The organism is Chitinophaga sp. LS1, assembly GCF_034274695.1.
Taxonomy (GTDB): domain Bacteria; phylum Bacteroidota; class Bacteroidia; order Chitinophagales; family Chitinophagaceae; genus Chitinophaga.
The window spans coordinates 3175603-3196513 of sequence record NZ_CP128362.1 but is presented as its reverse complement, the minus strand read 5'-3'; the positions used below and the strand labels follow the sequence as shown (position 1 = coordinate 3196513).

The window sequence follows — 20911 nt, the reverse complement described above, 5'->3', positions numbered from 1 at the left end:
TAATTAAATACTTATATGTCGAAGATCTATTTACCGGTCGCCGGCGCAGCACTTCTACTGCTGTCCTGTGGCAATAACAAAAAAGGGACTCCGAACCCGGCCGACGCGGCAAAGGACTATGCTGTCATTTCGTTAGCCCCTATCAAGGCCACGATACACTATGACTTTCCTGCTACCATCCAGGGGCAACAGGTCATAGAGGTCCGCCCCAAAGTAGATGGGTATGTGAAAGAGATCTATGTAAATGAAGGCGCCAATGTGAAGAAAGGCCAACTGTTGTTTACTATTAACAACCCTGAGTATGAACAAGATGTTTTAACTGCCAGAGCTTCTATCAAAAGTGCTGTTGCAGACGTAAATGCAGCACAGATGGATGTAAATAAAGTACGTCCGCTGGTAGAGAAAGATATCGTGAGCAAATACCAGCTGGAATCTGCTCTGTATACACTGGAATCCAAACAGGCCGCACTGGCACAGGCACAGGCCACATTGGCCAACGCCGAAACCAATGTGGGCTACACCATTATCAAAGCGCCTGCTGATGGGGTAATCGGTACCATCCCTTACAAGATCGGCGCCCTGGTAAGCAGCACCAGCACCGAAGCACTGACTAACCTTTCTAATATAAGTAACGTATACGCCTACTTTTCCCTGAACGAAAAGCAACTGCTTGATTTCTCCGAGAAGATCCCGGGTAATACGCTGGAAGAAAAAGTGAAACACCTGCCTGCAGTAACACTGGTATTGGCCAATGGCAGTGAATATTCACTGAAAGGTAAAGTAGAAACAGCCAGTGGCCTCATTGCTACTGCTACCGGTACCGTTCAGTTCAAAGCTACTTTCCCCAATCCAATGGGCATCATTAAAAGCGGTGCCAGTGCCATTCTCAGGATCCCAAGGTCTGAAGACTCTGCACTTGTGATTCCACAAAGCGCTACTTATGAACTGCAGGACAAACGGTTTGCTTACATCGTGACCAAAGATAATTATGCCATAAGTAAGCCTATCACCACAACCGCCAATGACAACGGGCAATTCTTCATTGTAAAAAGTGGTCTGAAAGCCGGTGACAAAATAGTGATCGAAGGCGCCAGCAACCTGCGCGACAGCACGCTGATCAAGCCCCGCTTAGTAAATGCCGACAGCCTCTACCAGAAGATTGACTAGCCTATTATTAAAAAAGGAATTATGCTTAAGACATTTATAGAACGTCCTGTACTCAGTACCGTGATCTCGGTGATCATTGTCATATTGGGTATCCTGGGACTCGTATCGCTTCCGATAGCGCAATACCCGGATATCGCTCCTCCTACAGTGCAGGTATCCGCCAGTTATACGGGCGCTAATGCCGACGTGGTACTGAATAGTGTGATCGTGCCGCTGGAAGAACAGATCAATGGTGTGGAAGGGATGACTTACATGACCTCCACTGCTACCAACGACGGTAGCGCCACCATCAACGTATATTTTAACGTGGGAAGGGACGCCGACCAGGCAGCTGTAGACGTGCAAAACCGCGTATCTACTGCTTCCAACCTCCTGCCAGCTGAAGTAACACAGGCGGGTGTAACAGTGAAAAAGCAACAGAGTAGTAATCTGCTCATCTCCGCTTTTTATAGCGAGAACCCGGCTTATGACCAGACTTTCCTGCAAAACTATGTAGAAATTAACCTGATCCCTGCTCTGAAAAGGGTGAACGGGGTAGGTAATGCAAACGCCTTCGGTAGCATGAACTACTCCATGCGTATCTGGCTGAAACCTGATGTCATGTCTGTTTATGGACTTACGCCTGCTGATGTAACAGATGCACTCAGTGACCAGAACATAGAAGCTGCGCCTGGTAAATTTGGTGAACAGGGTAATCAAAGCTTTCAGTACGTAATCCGCTATTCCGGTAAACTGAAAAGCATCGATGAATTTGGGAATATTATCATCAAGTCGACCGGCAACGGGCAATTACTGCACCTCAAAGATATTGCACGCATTGAACTGGGTGCCCAGTCTTACAGCAGCATGGCTACTGTGAACGGCTATCCTGCTACCAACGTATCTGTAAGCCAGACGGCAGGTTCCAACGCCAGCCAGGTTATTAATGACTGTAAAGCAGTGATTGCTGAAGCGGAAAAGAATTTCCCTAAAGGAATACATACTACCAACCTGGTGGATATCAACAAATTCCTGGATGCCAGTATCGAGAAGGTAATTCATACACTGATCGAAGCATTTGTGCTGGTATTCATTGTGGTATTCATCTTCCTGCAGGACTTCAGGTCTACCCTCATTCCTGCGATCTCCGTACCAGTGGCGATTATTGGTACCTTCTTTTTCCTGAATCTGTTTGGGTTCAGTATCAACCTGCTGACCCTCTTCGCATTGGTACTGGCCATTGGTATCGTGGTGGATGATGCGATCGTCGTCGTCGAGGCCGTACATGCCAAACTGGATACGGGATATAAATCTGCCAGAAAGGCCTCTATTGACGCGATGAGTGAAATCTCCGGCGCGATCGTTTCCATTACCCTTGTAATGTCAGCAGTATTCGTACCTGTTACTTTCATCAGTGGTTCTTCGGGTGTGTTCTATAAGCAATTTGGTATTACCCTCGCTATTGCCATCATACTTTCCGCTATCAACGCCTTGACGCTGAGCCCTGCACTGGCAGCCCTTTTTCTAAAACCACATTCGGAAGAACACAAGAAAAAGAACGTACTACAACGGTTTTATACTTCATTCAATACCGCTTTTGATACTGTTACTACTAAATATACGCGCTCTGTTACCTTCCTTTCGAAGAAACTGTGGCTGGTATTATTGGGTGTTGCAGCATTTGGCGGTGGACTTTATTACCTGATGACTTCCACTTCCAGTAGCTTTGTACCGGATGAGGACATGGGTACCATATTCGTAAACATCAGTATGCCGCCTGCTACCAGTATGGAACGTACAACTGTTATCGCCAATGAACTGGATAGCATCTGCCATACTATTCCGGCGGTGAACAATACCCTTCGTATGGCAGGTCAGAACCTGCTGGCGGGTAGCGGTAGTTCATATGGTATGATCATCCTGGAACTGAAAAAATGGAGTGATCGTACGATGAGCAATAACGATGTAATTGCCGCCCTGATGCAAAAAACAGCTCATATCAGGGAAGCGCAGATTATGCCGATGTCACTGCCTACCATTACCGGTTTCGGTATTGCTGGTGGTTTCTCCTTCCAGCTGCAGGATAAAGGTGGACATTCGACCGCTGAGTTCTATAAAGTAGCACAGGATTTCCTGGCACAACTGAGCAAGCGCCCTGAAATCCAGTATGCTTCAACCACCTTCAACCCGAATTTCCCTCAATACCTGATGGAAGTAAATGTGGCTAAAGTGAAAGAAGCAGGTCTGACTGTGAACAATGTGATGAATGCTATGCAGGTTTATTATGGTGGTTATTATGCTTCCAACTTCAACCTGTATGGTAAGCAATACCGCGTAATGATACAGGCAGATACCGCCTACAGGGCGAATATTGAAGGATTGAACAAGATATATGTACGGACCTCTGATTCCAAAATGGCGCCTATCAGTGAGTTTGTTACCCTTACCAGGGCATATGGCCCGGAAAGTATAGCACGCTTCAACCTGTTCACCGCCATGGCAGTAAACGGTTCTCCAAATGCAGGTTATAGCTCTGGTCAGGCATTAAAAGCGATCCAGGAAGTGGCTGCAGAGAAACTGCCACCGGGTTATGGATATGAGTTCTCCGGTATCAGCCGTGAAGAACAATCCAGTGGTTCCCAGTCGACATATGTGTTCATCCTCTGCCTGGTATTCGTATACTTCCTGCTGAGTGCCCAGTATGAAAGTTACCTGCTGCCATTCGCAGTACTGTTGTCACTGCCGGTGGGCCTTACAGGGACCTTCCTTTTTGCCCGCATCTTTGGCATTGACAATAATATCTATCTCCAGATTTCCCTGATCATGCTGATAGGTCTGCTGTCCAAAAACGCCATCCTGATCGTAGAGTATGCGGTGGAAAGACGGCGACATGGTATGTCTATGCTGGATTCGGCGGTAGAAGGTGCGAAAGCCCGTTTCCGACCCATCCTCATGACATCTTTCGCCTTCATCTTTGGTCTGATGCCACTGATGTTCGCTACCGGCGCCGGTGCGAATGGTAACCGCTCTATTGGTACGGCGGCAGTAGGCGGGATGCTCTTTGGTACCGTGATAGGCGTATTCATGATCCCTGTATTATTCATCATCTTCCAGACCTTACAGGAAAAAGTAAGTACCAAAAAGCATGAAGAAGAAGATGAGGATACTACAATAAAAGCGTAACACATGAAATCCAATAATAAACAACAAGCACTGTTGGTCATATTGACTGCTGCTACCTTTGCTGTTTCGTGCAGGGTTACTAAACCTTACAAACAACCGGAGAATGTGGCAGACAGTAAGTTGTACCGCGACAGTACGACTACCGATAGCACGACCATGGCCGATCTTCCATGGACGCAGTTATTCACAGATCCACATTTACAGGCCCTCATCAAAGAAGGCATAGAAAATAACCTGGACCTGCAGGTTGCCACTGCACGCCTCGAAGCGGCAGCGGCCAATCTCCGCCAGAGCAAACAGGCGTTCCTGCCTACAGCAGAAGCCACTGCCTCTGTGACCCAGCAAAAAGTAGCCATCTCACAGGGCGGTAGCTTTATTACTTACAACCGTACCTACGAGCTTTCCGCCACCGCCAGCTGGGAAGCTGATATATGGGGAAAACTGCGTAGTACAAAGCGCTCCTACATGGCCGCCCTCCTTCAGAGTGAAGCTTATCGCAGAGCGGTACTGACCCAGCTGATCGCCAACATCGCCACTAATTACTATGCATTGCTGGCATATGACGAACAACTGAAACTGACCCGCCAAACCGTGGAAAACCGCAAAGCTGATGTGGAAACCATGAAGACACTGAAAGAAAGTGATGTGGTAACCGGCGCTGACGTGGTACAGAGTGAAGCTAACCGCTACTCTGCCGAGGTGACTATTCCGGATCTGTTACAAAACATCCGGGAAACAGAAAATACCATCAGCGTATACCTGGGTCGTTCTCCAGGTACTATCGACAGAGGTACACTGGCGGAACAATCCATCAATGTGGATCTGAAAACAGGGGTGCCGGCACAGTTACTGGCTAACCGTCCGGATGTACAGGAAGCTGAATACCAGCTCCGTTACTATTACGAGTTGACCAATGTGGCCAGAACGTACTTCTACCCCAGCCTGTCTATAACCGCTACCGGTGGATTGAATGGTACCAGCCTGAATAACTACTTCGATGCTTCCCACCTTTTTGGCAGTATCGTAGGTAGTCTAACCCAGCCTATCTTCAAGCAGGGTCAGAACAAGCAACGGTTACGGGTGGCGGAAGCCAATCAGAAAGAGTACCTGGCTACCTACAAATCAACCCTGCTCTCTGCAGGTCAGGAGGTGACCAATGCCCTGTTTGACTACAATGCCGCGATAGACAAGGCTTCCATCAGGGGCCAGCAGATCACTTACCTGCAAAAGTCTGTAGACTATACAAAAGAACTACTGAAGTATACATCCAATACCAACTATACGGATGTACTCACCTCAGAACAAAGCCTGCTCACCGCCCAGCTGAACAGTATCAGCGACAAACTACAACAGCTGCAAGCCGTTGTGACGCTGTACCGAAGCCTTGGTGGAGGATGGAAATAATCAAAGAAAGAGGTCCGCAATTGTGGACCTCTTTCTTTTTATACTATCTTGCGACATATTTTTTAATGTATGACAGCAAGCAGTGATCAAAGAACGGCGCTTTATTCAAGGATCTTTATTGCCATCTATACAATATTGATGACGCCCATTGGTGGCGCCATTCTTTTTTGTGTGAACCTCCGAAACACAGGCAGGTTAAAGAGCATTCCCTTTGTCATGCTGGGTGCCATGGTTTTTGAATACTTCCATTTGCAGATGATACTGCATAACAGAACCGGCAGAACTGACGTCATTTTTGTACCCTCCCTTATTTTTGCTTTTCTATTGAGCTTTCCGGTATGGCGACTGCTTTTGAGAGGCATTCCTCCCTACAAATTATTACCCGCGTGGATACCCTTGATTATCATGGCTATAGTGTGGCTGGCCGTGATTGGGTACTTTAATTTTTAACATTTTTAAAGGTTTATATTGGCTATTTTCGGCCCTTTAAATCCCCTTTACGCTCAGACAACTTTATCAATAAACAATAAAATCTACCCCGGGAGCACATCTTTACTATTGAACTGCTGCTGTGGAGTCAATGAACAAAGCATATGAATATTTTCAAAAACGCAGCCATCGCCGCCGCACTGTTACTGTCAGCCTCATTAGTGCATGCACAGATACCTAACTGGCAAAATATGGACCTGCAAAAAGATTCCGTTTTCGGTATCAGTGTAGAAAAGGCGTACAATGAACTGCTGAAAGACAAGAAATCTAAACCTGTAGTAGTAGCCATTATCGATAGCGGTATTGATACCGCTCATGAAGACCTGAAATCTGTCCTCTGGGTGAACCTCAAGGAGAAAAGAGGTAATGGTAAAGACGACGACAAGAATCACTATATTGATGATATCAATGGCTGGGACTTCATCGGTTCTGCCAAAGGCAATGTAGATTATGACAACCTGGAGCTTACCCGCCTGGTACGTGCAGGTAAGGCCCGTTTTGCCAATCCCTCTGCAGACACCAACGGTCTCTACCAATATAAAAGACTGCTTGATAAATACGAGGACGAGCTGGACGAGGCTAAAAAGTCACTCTACGGTGTGTCCCGCTTCAAAGGTATGCTGGATACGATGGTGGCCAAAATGAACAAGGAAAATCCTACTGCTGCTGATTTCCAGACATTTAATACAGACAATCCGGTAGAATCACAGATCAAGCAGATCGTAAGTCAGCAACTGCTGCGCTACCCTGACTATAAATCATTCAAAGAGAATGAACTGGATAGAGCATACGATCACTTCAAAGAGCAGGTAGATTACCAGCTGAACCTGGATTATGATAACCGCGCCATCGTAGGTGACAATTATGCAAATCCTGAAGAACACTATTATGGCAATAACGATGTAACTGGTCCGGATGCGGATCATGGTACCCACGTAGCAGGTATCATCGGTGCTGGCCGAAATAATAACCTCGGTATCAATGGCGTAGCTGACAATGTATTGCTTATGCCAGTGCGTGCGGTACCTAACGGTGATGAAAGAGATAAGGACGTGGCCAATGCTCTGCGTTATGCAGTAGACAATGGTGCTAAAGTGATCAACATGAGCTTTGGTAAACCTTACTCTCCAAATAAGAAAGTAGTAGACGATGCGGTGAAATACGCCATGTCTAAAGATGTACTGCTGGTACACGCAGCAGGTAACGATGGTCAGAACACAGATTCTGTAGCTAACTATCCTAACCGTACTTACCTGGGTGGTGGTACTGCTGAAGCCTGGATCGAAGTAGGTGCTTCCGGTCCGGAAGATGATGAGAGCCTGCCAGCTTCTTTCTCTAACTATGGTAAGACTGCGGTAGACGTATTTGCACCTGGTGTAAGCATTTATTCTTCTATTCCTGGTTCTAAATATGATTACCATGATGGTACCAGTATGGCGGCACCGGTAGTAACCGGTCTGGCTGCGCTGATCCGTTCTTATTATCCTAAACTGACAGCAGTACAGGTAAAAGAGATCATCTTAAAGTCTGTAGTGAAAGTGGAGCATTCCGTAACAATTGGTGATGAAAATGGTCAGCCTAAAGAAACATATATGGAAGATCTGTGTAGAACAGGTGGTGTAGTAAATGCTTACAAAGCACTGCAACTGGCTGCGACTTATAAATAATCTATTCTTTTTATAGAAGGAAAGCCCTGCTTAATAAGCGGGGCTTTTTTATTGCCTGATTTTAGTGGCAAGCGCAAGGCTATATCCCCGTCAGTGGCAGTTATAGCGGGGATTCATGGAAAGGTTCAGAACTTTCTAAAATAAATTTTGCTTTTTATTTTAGAAAGTTATAATTTTGCCGTCCCGAACAACGAATAACTATTGCCTGATAGTATAACGGTAGTACGACAGACTCTGACTCTGTTTGTCTTGGTTCGAATCCAGGTCAGGCAACTACTCAAAAAGAGAATCTTTTTTAAACCGCTGAGAAATTCATTTTCAGCGGTTTATTTTTTTAGGTTGTAGCCTCTCAAAAAGTCGAATCTTCGTTTTTTTGATACTTTATTACTACTTCTTCTTTATATCTATTTAATCGTCAAACTCTCTATCGCACCCTGTTCTTTTGATGCTGTTACTTTTCATCTCATTAGCGTTGTATTGTTTTACACTTTTATTTACGCTTTTGGGGTAATCTGAAAACAGAATCACTTAATCAATGCTGATCAATCTATCATTTTAACGAAATTTGTATTGCATTAGCGCAAGAAAGGAGGCCTTCATGGAAATACCTGTTTTTCGTCCCGTATATAATTGGCGAAATCATATTAAGCCAAACAGGCGCTATAAAATTCACATCCGGTACGTATTGGCCCTCCAATGCAACTTTTGAGGAAACACTATCTTTTGCAAAAGTAAAACAGCTGGACAATATTGCCAGCTGCCCCAAAATATTAACCCCGACTGTTGGATCAAATCTAAACTATTACAAATCATACCCCATTGGGAACCACACCCCTCTAGCAACTGGACTTAACATATTTGAGACTGTAAAATTTCCTGTGTAAATGGCCTATGGTGGTGAATTATCTCAATAGGCCCCAAAACCGGGGAAGGCGCTGCTGCCGCGCCATTCCCCCCTCCCCATCCCGGCAGGGTTTCAAACAATGGGGAAGGGGTTTACACAAAATATTTTACGCCTTATGTTTTTCTACTAAGTCTTTAAATGCATAAAGCAAGAATTCTAATTTATTTAAATCTCCGGCACCAAAATATTTTTTATCCTTAACCTTATAGTAATACCAATCATCTTCAGTATTTTCTATTACATCTGTTTCCATCTCCAAGCTTTCTAGTTCTGTATCAGTCAAGTCAATTGTAACATACCAACCAGGATTATCAAGGGTACCAATTTTTACTCCATACATATGTTCCCAAGATCCATTACAATTAGAAGTCATCCATTGTGAAATCCACGAAAGTATTTCTGACATAACAATATTATATTTATTATTAAATTGATCCTGGAATCAAAAATCTGTTATTTTTAGGGAATTCAGACGGATCTGCAGACCTGGCTGTGGAGAGCAACGTATACAGAGAGATTATAGGCAAGTATGAGCGTGGGGATGCTACGCCATTCATCGATTTCGCAAAACGGATTGCTGACGCACTGGGCGTATCACTGGATTACCTGGTGGGTGAAGGGATTAACGCTCACTTTGATAAAAAAACGCTGCAACGTATCCAGGACATTGAGAAGCTCGATGAGGATACTAAAGAGAAGGTGTATTTCCTTATTGATAACATTATTCAAAATACTAAGGCTAAAAAAGCCTTTAACTCATAAAGAAGCCGCAGGCAATCACCTGCGGCTTTTGTAGTATCTCAGTTAGCCTTTAATACAGCCTTTATATGTTTCCAACGGATAAATTGTGTTATTAAAAGGGATATAACACCAGCTATAAATATTCCCTGCCCGTATCTAACTGCCCAATAAGTAAAGGGGCTACCTATAATTAACCATTCAATCAGTAGCTTTACTCTGGGATTGCTTGTTTTTTTAACAATAAGTAGTAAATCAAGTAGTAAATCAAGTATTACTAATAATAATATTAACAACACCCAAAAAACAAGTCCGTACAAGCAAACTAATATTAAAGCGGGAAGTACCGACTGGAATAAGTTCCTTGATACATTTGTATCAATTAGATTTAAGGCAATAGCATATAAAAAAACTGCTATAAAAACACCTATAATATTAATCCAATTTGTCTTGATAATTTTCATATTTTACTACTGAACTGTTGGTTTATTTTGGTTCATCTTATTCCAATCCGTTATACTATAAGTTTTGTTCCCTTGTTGAACTCCAGTAAAAACACCCATATCATCCATAGTTACTGTAAAATTTGCTGACATCATTGATCTATTATTATTATTATTATTATTGCCAGGCAGACTTGTATATGGATTACCATTTGCTGCACTTACACCTATAAATAAACAGTAGTTGTTGTAGTGTGCCATAATTTATAAAAAGTATCGATTTTATTCAAATCTTCGATAAAAAAGTTCGATTGCCCCCCAGCTGGCCTAACACTAAAAAAGAACCTTTTTAAAACCAGCATAGCACACTTATTCTATCTGCATGACTCGCATACTCAAAGCCTATTTCCCGGCATTCATCCATAAAAATAGCCTTTCCATATTTTTCTACATTTATTAGAAAACAGCTTGATTAAATTTAGGTAATTCATACCATTTCTCCACTGCATTGTAGTTCGAATCAAAACCATTACCTGTACCTTATTATTAGGTGTGTAATCCCTTTGCCATTTTTTGTATTCAATTATGTATATCACAACCCGCACCCGTACTAAGACGATTTTATTTCTGTGGATGTTATTAAGTATTTGTCATTGGGGAAAGGGACAATCCCCGTCCATTATACCACTACCCGCAGAACAGGCAGAACTCTTTAAGTACAATAGCACCCCGGTCAGCATGATGACCGGCGTCCCCCAGATTTCTTACCCGCTTTATGAAATCAATACAGGCTGGATCAAGGTCCCAATTTCACTCAGTTACCATGCATCCGGCATAAAGGTCGGCCAAAAAGCAACATGGGTAGGTCTTGGATGGTCACTTATGGCAGGCGGCTCTATCGCGCGCCAGATCAGGGGAGATGAAGATGAGACAGAAACCTATGGTTGGTTTAATCAAAGCACACCTATTAACAGTTTTGGTAGTGTGGTGACTTATGATGGACGAAAAAACTATTACGAAAGCAGGCCTGACCTGCAACCAGATTTTTTCAATTATAATTTCACTGGTAAATCCGGGCGGTTTCTATATTCCAGGGACCAGAAGAATTTTGTCACCGCCCCCTATCAACCTGTCAGCATTACACATACCAGTGATAATAACTATGTAATCACAGATGACGATGGTAGCCGCTATTTCTTTACACAAAAATTCAACACGACTACTGATAATTCAGGTCTGCAAACACACGTCATCGGCTGGAACCTGACTAAAATCATATCCAATGATGGTGCAGACAGTGTGCTATTTAACTATGCAACCGTCACAGGTAACGGTGATAAAGCCGCCGACGACGTACTAACCTTTAATAAGGTATATCGCAAGAACGTATCTGGTACAGATGATGCGGCCTCCTATGTAGCAGATGAAGTTGTCAAAACCATCTCTTACTCTTATAATAACGTACCTAAAATCAGTGAAATCATTTTCCGTCAGGGGAAAGTGAAGTTCTATGCCAATACCGTCAGGGCCGACTATGCAGGCAATGCGCTGGACAGCATTGTCGTATATAGCAATGATAATGGCACTTACAACCGTGTTAAAAAGGTTTCATTTAACTATAGTTACTTTTACACGGGTAATTCATATCCCAGCTTTACAGATTACCGGCTCAAACTCCTTTCATTTTCCAACGAGGATCTGAATGGAGAACAACCAGAAAAGTATACCTTCAATTACAACAGCACAACCTTACCCAATACCTTATCCTGTTCACAGGATTGGTGGGGATTCTACAATGGTGTAACACAATACACCCTCATGCCCAAACAACTCCCGTCTCAGACAGAAATTCAAAAGTATGGGAAGTTAGGCACTGCAGACAGGTCCGCTTCTGAAACATATATTATGGCAGGAATCCTGAATAAGGTGACCTATCCAACCGGAGGGTATACCACTTACGATTATGCCATGAATAAATATGAGAGAACACCTGATAATAAAGATTCTACAATAGCTTCCATCACACTGGCCGGTCCTGCAAAGGTAGGCGTCACTTATGGCTGGGATAGTGCCACAACGACATTCCAGGTCAGACCTCCTAACAATAACCAGGATTATTACGAGCTGGATATCTCAATAGATTTTTCAGCATCTTCTGCCAATCCACCGCTGAGTTATGCACAGGAGGTACAGCTGAGAGATCTTACCACTGCCAAAATAGTAGCCAGCTGGAATTCTGATACCTATCTCAATGCAGGTACAAACGGGACAGCTCATACGCTCACGGCCACTTACACCTGCGATACCAGTCATACATACCAGTTATACGTGGGGATCAATGATCTACCCACTACTACGGTGACTGCAATCATTTCCATCGCCGTTCCGGACAATAGTACAAAATACAAATATGGTGGTGGAATCCGTGTAGAAACAATCAGTAGTTATAATCTTGACAATACCCTACAGAAGAAAGATGTGTATAAGTATGGGGAAAATGAATCTGGTATTGGCTACATGCCTACTTCAGCGGACGATATGATGACTAATATCTTTTACACTACCGGAACCAGGAGATATGTCGCGGTATCTTCTACTGGTTGTAAAACGGAAGATGGTAACAAATATACTTATATCGCCCAATCTACCTATCCTACTGTCACCTTCCAGGGAGCGAATGTATTGTACCCTTATGTTACAAAGTATGAATACAGCAATACCCGCCCCAATGGTAAAACAATGTTTACTTTTAATATACCCAATGACTTTGTCACCATTGGTAACCAATCTGCCCTTGGAGGAAAGGAAAGAATTGATAACGGGCTTTCAGATGAATTGCCAATAAAGACTTCGTATTATAAATTCAACAGCACTGACAGCTCCTTTTCACTTATAAAAGAATCAGTCAATACCTGGGAGCTATTCAACTTTAGTCAGGACTCTGCCCTCATGGTGTACCCGACAATAGAATACGCTACCTCTGAGCATTGTGTAGACTCTTATACTGACTACAGTTCATTTGTCTACATGGTAAAAAGCGGTGGGCGGCATCTGGCTGCTGTTACAGATAATAACTACGATGATAATGGTACTGTATTCACTAATACGGTCAACTACACCTATAATGATAAAAACTATCCTCAAAAAATCACAAAACTCAATAGTAAAAATGATACCCTGGTCACAGAAATGCGCTACCCCGGTGAACATAGCAGTACAGATGTAAATGCTGGTGTGCTGGACCACATGGTGACTAAAAACATGCTTCGTCAACCCTACTGGCAGGGCAACTATACCAACAGTACCTTATTAAGTTATAAACATACCATTTATAGCGACAGCTGGAGTGCTAATGACAGCCTGATCGCACCAAAAATTGACAGCAACTGGCAATTCGGTAATGATAACAGCTTACCTGCCATCACGACGGCCTATCAGAGCTATGGTAAGTATGGCAACATCTGCCAGCTTAGAGATGGCAATGGTCTCACTTCTGCGTTTACCTGGTCTGCCAATGGCACCTACCCTGTATCACAAACAGCAGGTGCTGCTATTAACCAGGTCATGTACGATGGATTTGAAGATGCTGACAGCTGGACAGGTATCACCCGCGATGCGACCCTATCTCATACCGGCACCTATGCAGGTCTGACTACAGGAAGTAGTACCTATACCAATGCTTCCTGGTGCAATGTCGCATTGACAACCGCTACTTCCTTCCGCTATTCCGGTTGGGTATACAGTAATGGTCCGGGGGCAGCCATCAGTTTACTCATGAAGACCAGCAGCGAAACAGGCAGCTATACCTATATAGATAATGTATCTACATCCACCACCGGGCAATGGGTATATCTCGAAAAAGAATATAGCATCCCTGCCGGCGTCGCCTACATCAGCCTTCGCCTCGATAACCAGGGTAGTGGTAAAGTATGGTTTGATGAAGTGGCACTACGACCCGCAGCATCACAAATGAGCCACTATTCTTATTTACCACTGGTAGGTATGAGCAGTAAATCAGATGAAGGAAATCATACCCTGTACTATGAATTCGACGGATTGAACCGGCTGAAACTAATCAGGAATAAGGATAAGAACATCCTGAAAATGTATTGCTACAACTATGCCGGCGATATAAACAGGTGTGAAGGCACTACCTATTACAACGATTATCAAAGTCAAACTTTCAGCAAAACCTGTACACTGAGTGGAACCACTACCTCCATTACTTATGCGGTCGATGCTGGTAAATATAGCTCAAGCGTAAGTGTGAGTGATGCCAATGCAAAAGCACTCGCCGATATTCAGTCAAACGGACAGGCGTATGCAGACCTGATGGGAGACTGTAGTTATTTCCTGAGTCAGCAAATGACAGACACTTTTACTGCAACATGCACCGATAATGGTGTAGGTACAACAGTCACCTATACCCTTTCAGAAGGTGCAGATACATCCACCATCAGCCAGGACGATGCGAATACAAAAGCAAAATCACGTCTTGACTCACTGGGGCAACGCTATGCCAACAGTACCTGTACGTGGAGCAATGAGGCACAAAGTGGTACCTATACCCGGGCATGTACAGCTGCCAATGCAGAAGGAACAGCGGTTACCTACACCGTTGCAGCCGGTAAATACACCTCTTCAGTCAGCCTCTCAGTTGCCAATGCATTGGCAAAACAGGAAGTATCCGATAGCGGACAGGTATATGCCAACAGAAACGGTCTTTGTTATTATTACAGTGATGCACAATCTGTAAGCGCTACCCGCGAATGTTCTACAGGTTATATAGGTACAACCGTCACCTACACCGTAGCAGCGCGGCACGACTCTTCCCTTATCAGCAAGGATTCAGCCAATGCTGCAGCGCTGAGATATACAAAAGCCAATGCACAATCTTATGCAAATACCAATGGTGCATGTCAAACCTGTAACCTTCTCTTCAGTAAGAAATCCGGTAGCAGCAATTTAGGCACCTTTAATGTGGCCATTACCAATACCTCTACCGGATCCACCGTATACCAACAGACCTTTGTCGATCCGACAGATGCACAGCTGGCAGTATGCTCCATCATCGCCAGTGATGCCACCTATACTATTACCATTACAGCCCAGAATTATCTGTATGCCACCGTGAACGGTACAGAAAAGGCGATCAGTCCGGGCTACAGCAAATCATGGTCACTGGCACCTACACTGACCATTGTCTTTTCTTCCTCCGGCACAACTACATATAGCAGTGCTGCTGTAAGTAAGTCATTCCAGAAAACCAGCTGTACCAGAGACTCTACAGGATCTTACGTTACCTATACCGTGGCAGCCGGCAAGTATACGTCTACCCTATCACAGGAATATGTTGATTCACTGGCCAATGCATATGCTACTGCAAACGGACCATCCTATGCGAATACAAATGGTTACTGCTTCCCTTCAGGTAAGAATTTCGCAATAGTAGTAAAGAAAGGTGGTACCGACCCTGGTACAGTCAGCATCACCGCTACCAATACCAGTAGTAGCACGGCAGAGGTGAAGACAACAGCCATCACGGAATGGCCATATTATGCCGCCATCACCAGTGGTAAAACATTTACAATTTCTATTGCCCCCATTGGTTCCGGCATATCTATGACCGCCGATGTAAATGGCACCCAGAAAACAGTTTCATCTGGCTCCACCATCACTTTCACCGGCAATTCCGCTCCTATTATGATTCTTATCTGGAAAAATTAAACCCATGAACAAACATCTATCTATATATATCATATTTTGCTGCCTGCTGGGAATATTCCATCCCGGCAGCGCACAGGTGCCTGTTACCACCCAACATACTGCTGCTACTCCCGTTATACGACCTTCCGCTTATACAACTACTGCTTACAGCTCCTTATACATCTGGACACCGGCTATGATCACAGCAGATGCTGATGCCGTATTAGATACCAGCCATACTGCTGCAGCGGTAAAACTGACGACACAATACCTGGACGGATTGGGACGTCCCTTACAAACTGTAGAGAGAAGGATCAGTCCTAACGGCAATGATATGGTTACCGCCTATACATACGATTCTCTTGGCAGGCAACAATATCAATACCTGCCCTATATACATCAACAGGATAGTGCCCATAATGGGAAAATAAAATCAGATCCATTTGCAGCACAAGCATCTTTTTATCAAAATACTGCACTCAACCCCGGCATCGCAAATGAACATGTGTACTATAGCCAGACTGAGTATGAAGCCTCTCCACTAAACCGGGTATTAAAGAAATGGGACCCCGGTGATAGTTGGGCACAAACGGGCGGAAATCATCCGGTAGAAATGCAGTACTATTACAATACCAGCGACGATGCTGTGCTGATCTGGAAAATTGCAATTAGTAAAAAGAACTGTTCCACCACTGCTACTTATGGTTCCGGTTCCGCAACTCTTCCCGATACTGCCGGCATTTACAGTACCGGGCAGCTCAATAAAAACATTTTAATCGATGAAGCAGGGCTCCAGGTGATAGAATACAAGGACAAAGACGGCAAACTCATTCTCAAAAAAGTACAATTGGCCGATAGTCCTGGTAAAGCCCATGATGGATGGTTATGCACCTACTATGTGTATGACGATCTGGGTAGTCTTCGTTTTGTAATACCGCCACTGGCAGTACAAAATATCATGTCTGACTGGAAGATCACTTCAACCGTCGCCGATGAACTTTGCTTCCAGTATCAATATGATGCACGTGGCCGCATGATTTCGAAAAAAATCCCCGGAGCAGGAGCTGTTTTAATGGCTTATGATAGCCGAAACAGAGTCGTATTTACACAGGATTCATTACAAAGAGGCCAGTCTTCTCCCGAGTGGCTGACTACCTTCTACGATGGATTGAACCGCCCCTATGAAACGGCGCTTTACACGGTTACCAGCAGCAGAGAAGCCCTGCAATGCACGCTGAATACTTCTACCAGCGATACCTCTCCGGTCTATAATCCCCTGCCGGACATCAGCGCGGGTGCACTTTCACCATTGTCTTACACTTACTATGATAATTATAACTATACTGGTGTACATAGCCTTGTGAACACAGGTCTTTCAAAACCGGAAGCAGGCGACAATCCTTATAGCCAGGCCAATACTTCTTCCAGTACGCGTGTCGCAACTCTCACCACAGGAACAAAGGTTCGCATATTAGGCACAGACCAATGGCTCACCACCACAAACTACTTCGACGATGATGCCCTGACTATCCAGACAATTGCAGATAATCATACAGGTGGAAAAAATGTGACCAGCCTTCTATATGACTACAATGGCAAGGTGTTAAGCACCTACCTTACGCATACCAATCCTTCCAGCACTGTTACGCCTCAGACAACCTTACTGACCAAAATGGGTTATGATGCAGCTGGTCACCTGATTTCACTCGTCAAGCGGCTGAATGACAGCACCAACCTCGAGGAAAAGATCGCAGAGAACACCTATAATGAGCTGGGACAATTGCTACAAAAGAAAATAGGCGTAGCTGCCAGTGGGCAGTTAGATACCCTCACCTATACTTATAATATAAAAGGCTGGTTAGCGGGTATCAACAAAGCATTCGTCAATTCCACCGGCACAGACAACTGGTTCGGTGAAGAAATCAGTTATGATAATGGCTTTGATAGCAGCCAATACAATGGCAACATTGCAGGCATCAAATGGAAAACCAGGTCCAACGGCATACCAAGGGCATACGGGTTTGGTTATGATGGCGCCAACCGCCTAAAAAAGGCTGTCTTTAACCAGCAAAACAATACTGGAGCAGCATGGACATCAGACAAAGCTGACTTTACAGTAAGCAACCTCGCTTATGATGCAAATGGTAACATTAGCTCAATGAAACAACAGGGGTTAATAGGTACTACCAACAGTAATGTGGATAACCTGACATATACCTACCAGGCCAATAGTAATAAGCTATTGACTGTGACAGATGCCAGTAATACAAGCACCGCCAAACTAGGTGATTTTAATGATGGTACAAACACAGGCAATGACTATACATACAACGGTAATGGCAATTTAATATCCGATCAGAATAAGCAAATCACTTCTATCAGTTATAACCTGCTGAATCTTCCCGAAAAAATTCTGGTCAGCGGCAAGGGTACAATTAATTATTTATATACAGCAGATGGCAGGAAACTGAAAAAAACCGTGGTGGACAGTACCTCGTCTCCTGTCAAAACCACTGTGACTGATTACATAGAAGGATTAGTGTATGAACGGGACACCTTACGATATATTATTCACGAAGAAGGCCGTATTCGCCCGGAATACGATTCCGGCAAAGCCCTCGTTTATCATTGGGATTATTTTGAAAAAGATCACCTGGGCAATGTCCGGGTAGTATTGGGAGATAATGCAGACACCAGCGTATACGCTGCTACCATGGAGACTGCCAGCAGTGCGACTGAAAATGCTTTATTCAGTAACATAGACAATACCCGCACGGCGCTTCCTGCTGGCTATCCAACGGATGAAACTACCAATCCAAATGCATATGTAGCCAGGCTGAATGCAGAAAGTGGTGAAAAAATAGGACCTTCCATTGTATTACGGGTCATGGCGGGGGATACCCTGCAGCTGGGGGTCAAAGCATTTTACAAAAGCACAGCAGCAAGCACCTCCAGTACTACCACAAGCAGTATGCTAGCCGCACTCATACAGGCATTCAGTTCTTCCACTATCTCTGATGGTACACATGCGGCTGCGGGTACAAATTCCGCTATTTCGTCAGCATATACGTCCAGTGAGTACGAAGAGTTGATCAGCAAGGATGCGGATGAGAACCTTGCTACTAAACCAAAGGCGTATCTCACCTATGTACTTTTTGACGACCTGTTCAACATGGTAGATGATAATAGTGGTGTGAAACAGGTACAGGGAAATCCTGATGAATTGCAAACATTGACGGTAGAGAAGTTCGTTATTAAAAAAACAGGATTTGTTTATATTTATACGAGTAATGAAAGTGGGGAGAATGTGTATTTTGATAATCTGGTGGTAGTCCATAACAGAGGGCCGTTATTGGAGGAGACGCATTATTATCCATGGGGGTTGACAATGGCAGGGATTAGTTCGAATGCCTTGAAGGGTGTGAACTATTCGGAGAATAGGTTGAAGTATAATAGTAAAGAACTTCAGTCAAAGGAATTTGGAGATGGGAGTGGGTTAGGGTGGTATGATTATGGAGCAAGAATGTATGATCAGCAGATAGGAAGATTCAATAGAATTGATAGGTTTACTGATTCTGTTCCAGATTTTTCACCCTATCACTATGCGAATAACAATCCTATTTTATACATTGATATTAATGGAGATTCAACAGTACCTGCTACTCCGATTGCTCCGATTAATTGGGTAATTCCATTAAAGCCGGTTACAGTAACAGCACAAAGTGCAAATACAAACCAAGCAACTGGGAGTACGACAAATGCAAATTCAATGGCATACCCGTTTTATAATTTTGGAACTATTAATACGATGACTAATCATATTAGTGTACCTGCTTACTTATTGAATATTAACATACCTAAGGCTACCTTAAGTAAATTGCCACAATGGTTTGTAGGGAAATATGGTCGTAGTATAGCTATGAAAGGGGCAAATAAATATACGAGTGTTTTATCCATTCAAATGAGGAGACTAGGTTGGCAGCATGGTGGTAGAATTATAGGAGATGTTTCTGCTGTGGCAGCATTTACTTCGCTTGCTGTAGATAATGGTTATTACTACAACGATATAATTCAAGGGAAGCAATCATTTGATCAAGTTCAAGAACATTATGATGATGTAACTTTAAGTCCCATGTTCTGGCTATATAAGAGAATAGAACCTTGGTTAATAAACTTAGGAGAGCCTAATAAATAAAAATATGGAACAAATCAAACCAGCGTTAAAGGATTTTATTATTGATTTTTGCAAAGAGAATAAGATTAAAAGAATTGATTTAGATAATATAAATATAAATACCAGTCTAGATTTAGACCTTAATATATTTGATGATGATATGGATTTGTTCATAACGGAATTTGTGAATAGATTTAAAATTGATTATTCGAATTTTAGCTGGGAGAAATATGGATATCCAACGAGTTCTGTGTTAGTCGGTATTATCAGGGGTATTTTTGGATATAAGAATGAATGGGTCAAACGGGTCGCTAGCTTTTTATATATGCCTAAGCTAAAAGTCCAAGATTTACAGAAGGCAATAGAGTCAGGAGTCCTTTTATGATATTGATTACAAAAAAGCCGCAGTTGCCTGCGGCTTTTTCATTTATGATTATAAGCTGTTTTATTTTTAAAGTCCCGAATCATCATATCAATATGGTTGAGGATATATCCCCTGGCCGCTTCAGGGAGTGTATTAATATCTTCCAACTGCTTTAACGTAGCCTTATCTAGGACTAGGTTAGTTTTACCTACGAGGTAATCAATCGAAACGGCCAGCACATCTGCAATTTTAATAATTACATCAATGGATGGGGTCATGATATCCCTCTCATATCTGCCGATGATATCACCGGAGGTACCGATCTGTTTGCCGAGATCGGCCTGGGATAAGGATTTCTGCTTACGCAAGAGCATTATATGTTCACCAATAGTCATACTGAAACGTATTAAAATAGACCCATTTTAGTGGATAATAGCATATCAAATTGGACAGAAAGTAGGAGATGCCATTTCCATCTATACCGGTGCGCTTGAGGATATTTCGGCAGGAGGTGGAGAAGTATTATCTTTAGGCAGCGCGACCGCAGTTGCTGTACCGGTAGCTATTCATGGTACTACTACTACTATTGCATTTGGATTAAAGAATTTATTAAGCAATCCAGTAAAGATTGTAGAAAGTGAAAAAACTCCAAATATCAAAAAACCTCCAACAGGGAAAGGAACTGTTGATCCT

The 20911-nt window shown here is 43.4% G+C and carries 13 protein-coding genes and 1 tRNA gene; 10 read left to right on the top strand and 4 right to left on the bottom strand.

Annotated features, from left to right (window positions below):
* Positions 1-15 precede the first annotated feature (15 nt).
* The 6 genes from QQL36_RS13430 (at position 16) to QQL36_RS13405 (ending at position 8162) form a co-directional block, all read left to right on the top strand.
* Positions 16-1167 (top strand): efflux RND transporter periplasmic adaptor subunit, encoded by a 1152-nt coding sequence (locus QQL36_RS13430; RefSeq protein ID WP_321569982.1) that lies wholly within the window; start codon positions 16-18, stop codon positions 1165-1167.
* Between the two features lie 21 nt (positions 1168-1188).
* Positions 1189-4329 carry an efflux RND transporter permease subunit gene (locus QQL36_RS13425; protein WP_321569981.1) on the top strand — a complete coding sequence of 1047 codons (3141 nt, stop codon included), beginning with the start codon at positions 1189-1191 and terminating at the stop codon, positions 4327-4329.
* A 3-nt stretch (positions 4330-4332) separates the two neighbouring features.
* Entirely contained in the window at positions 4333-5733 is a 1401-nt protein-coding gene (locus QQL36_RS13420; protein ID WP_083721738.1) for an efflux transporter outer membrane subunit, read from the top strand.
* Between the two features lie 69 nt (positions 5734-5802).
* Positions 5803-6183, top strand: coding sequence for a hypothetical protein (locus QQL36_RS13415; protein WP_083721737.1), 381 nt, complete (start codon positions 5803-5805; stop codon positions 6181-6183).
* Positions 6184-6326: 143 nt separating this feature from the next.
* Positions 6327-7889 carry a S8 family peptidase gene (locus QQL36_RS13410; RefSeq protein WP_321569980.1) on the top strand — a complete coding sequence of 521 codons (1563 nt, stop codon included), beginning with the start codon at positions 6327-6329 and terminating at the stop codon, positions 7887-7889.
* A 202-nt stretch (positions 7890-8091) separates the two neighbouring features.
* Positions 8092-8162, top strand: a tRNA-Gln gene (locus QQL36_RS13405).
* Between the two features lie 737 nt (positions 8163-8899).
* Here QQL36_RS13405 and QQL36_RS13400 read toward each other — a convergent pair.
* Complete coding sequence (locus QQL36_RS13400) at positions 8900-9199, bottom strand: immunity 53 family protein (protein WP_321569979.1); 300 nt, start codon at positions 9197-9199, stop codon at positions 8900-8902.
* Positions 9200-9285: 86 nt separating this feature from the next.
* Here QQL36_RS13400 and QQL36_RS13395 point away from each other — a divergent pair, with 86 nt between their 5' ends.
* Positions 9286-9555 (top strand): helix-turn-helix domain-containing protein, encoded by a 270-nt coding sequence (locus QQL36_RS13395; protein ID WP_235644009.1) that lies wholly within the window; start codon positions 9286-9288, stop codon positions 9553-9555.
* A 38-nt stretch (positions 9556-9593) separates the two neighbouring features.
* On the opposite strand, the gene QQL36_RS13390 is transcribed toward QQL36_RS13395, so the two are convergent.
* Positions 9594-9995, bottom strand: coding sequence for a hypothetical protein (locus QQL36_RS13390; protein ID WP_321569978.1), 402 nt, complete (start codon positions 9993-9995; stop codon positions 9594-9596).
* A 6-nt stretch (positions 9996-10001) separates the two neighbouring features.
* Complete coding sequence (locus QQL36_RS13385) at positions 10002-10235, bottom strand: hypothetical protein (RefSeq protein ID WP_321569977.1); 234 nt, start codon at positions 10233-10235, stop codon at positions 10002-10004.
* Between the two features lie 324 nt (positions 10236-10559).
* Between QQL36_RS13385 and QQL36_RS13380 the strand changes: the two genes are divergently transcribed.
* The 3 genes from QQL36_RS13380 to QQL36_RS13370 are packed head-to-tail and all read left to right on the top strand — an operon-like array spanning position 10560 to position 20239.
* On the top strand, positions 10560-15701 hold the full coding sequence (locus QQL36_RS13380) for a DUF5977 domain-containing protein (RefSeq protein WP_321569976.1): 5142 nt from the start codon (positions 10560-10562) through the stop codon (positions 15699-15701).
* 4 nt (positions 15702-15705) lie between these two features.
* The gene (locus tag QQL36_RS13375; RefSeq protein WP_321569975.1) at positions 15706-19875 is read left to right on the top strand and encodes a DUF6443 domain-containing protein; all 4170 of its coding nucleotides are present in this window, start codon (positions 15706-15708) and stop codon (positions 19873-19875) included.
* Between the two features lie 4 nt (positions 19876-19879).
* The gene (locus tag QQL36_RS13370) at positions 19880-20239 is read left to right on the top strand and encodes a DUF1493 family protein (protein WP_321569974.1); all 360 of its coding nucleotides are present in this window, start codon (positions 19880-19882) and stop codon (positions 20237-20239) included.
* 38 nt (positions 20240-20277) lie between these two features.
* Here the strand turns inward: QQL36_RS13370 and QQL36_RS13365 are convergent, their stop codons facing one another.
* Positions 20278-20613 carry a helix-turn-helix transcriptional regulator gene (locus QQL36_RS13365; RefSeq protein WP_321569973.1) on the bottom strand — a complete coding sequence of 112 codons (336 nt, stop codon included), beginning with the start codon at positions 20611-20613 and terminating at the stop codon, positions 20278-20280.
* Between the last annotated feature and the right edge of the window lie 298 nt (positions 20614-20911).

Bases quoted from the DNA above. Each gene is read 5' to 3' on its own strand.
- QQL36_RS13410 (WP_321569980.1), top strand. From the start codon at position 6,327: ATGAATATTTTCAAAAACGCAGCCATCGCCGCCGCACTGTTACTGTCA.
- QQL36_RS13380 (WP_321569976.1), top strand. From the start codon at position 10,560: ATGTATATCACAACCCGCACCCGTACTAAGACGATTTTATTTCTGTGG.
- QQL36_RS13430 (WP_321569982.1), top strand. From the start codon at position 16: ATGTCGAAGATCTATTTACCGGTCGCCGGCGCAGCACTTCTACTGCTG.
- QQL36_RS13420 (WP_083721738.1), top strand. From the start codon at position 4,333: ATGAAATCCAATAATAAACAACAAGCACTGTTGGTCATATTGACTGCT.
- QQL36_RS13385 (WP_321569977.1), bottom strand. From the start codon at position 10,235: ATGGCACACTACAACAACTACTGTTTATTTATAGGTGTAAGTGCAGCA.
- QQL36_RS13370 (WP_321569974.1), top strand. From the start codon at position 19,880: ATGGAACAAATCAAACCAGCGTTAAAGGATTTTATTATTGATTTTTGC.
- QQL36_RS13365 (WP_321569973.1), bottom strand. From the start codon at position 20,613: ATGACTATTGGTGAACATATAATGCTCTTGCGTAAGCAGAAATCCTTA.
- QQL36_RS13375 (WP_321569975.1), top strand. From the start codon at position 15,706: ATGAACAAACATCTATCTATATATATCATATTTTGCTGCCTGCTGGGA.
- QQL36_RS13425 (WP_321569981.1), top strand. From the start codon at position 1,189: ATGCTTAAGACATTTATAGAACGTCCTGTACTCAGTACCGTGATCTCG.
- QQL36_RS13400 (WP_321569979.1), bottom strand. From the start codon at position 9,199: ATGTCAGAAATACTTTCGTGGATTTCACAATGGATGACTTCTAATTGT.
- QQL36_RS13390 (WP_321569978.1), bottom strand. From the start codon at position 9,995: ATGAAAATTATCAAGACAAATTGGATTAATATTATAGGTGTTTTTATA.
- QQL36_RS13415 (WP_083721737.1), top strand. From the start codon at position 5,803: ATGACAGCAAGCAGTGATCAAAGAACGGCGCTTTATTCAAGGATCTTT.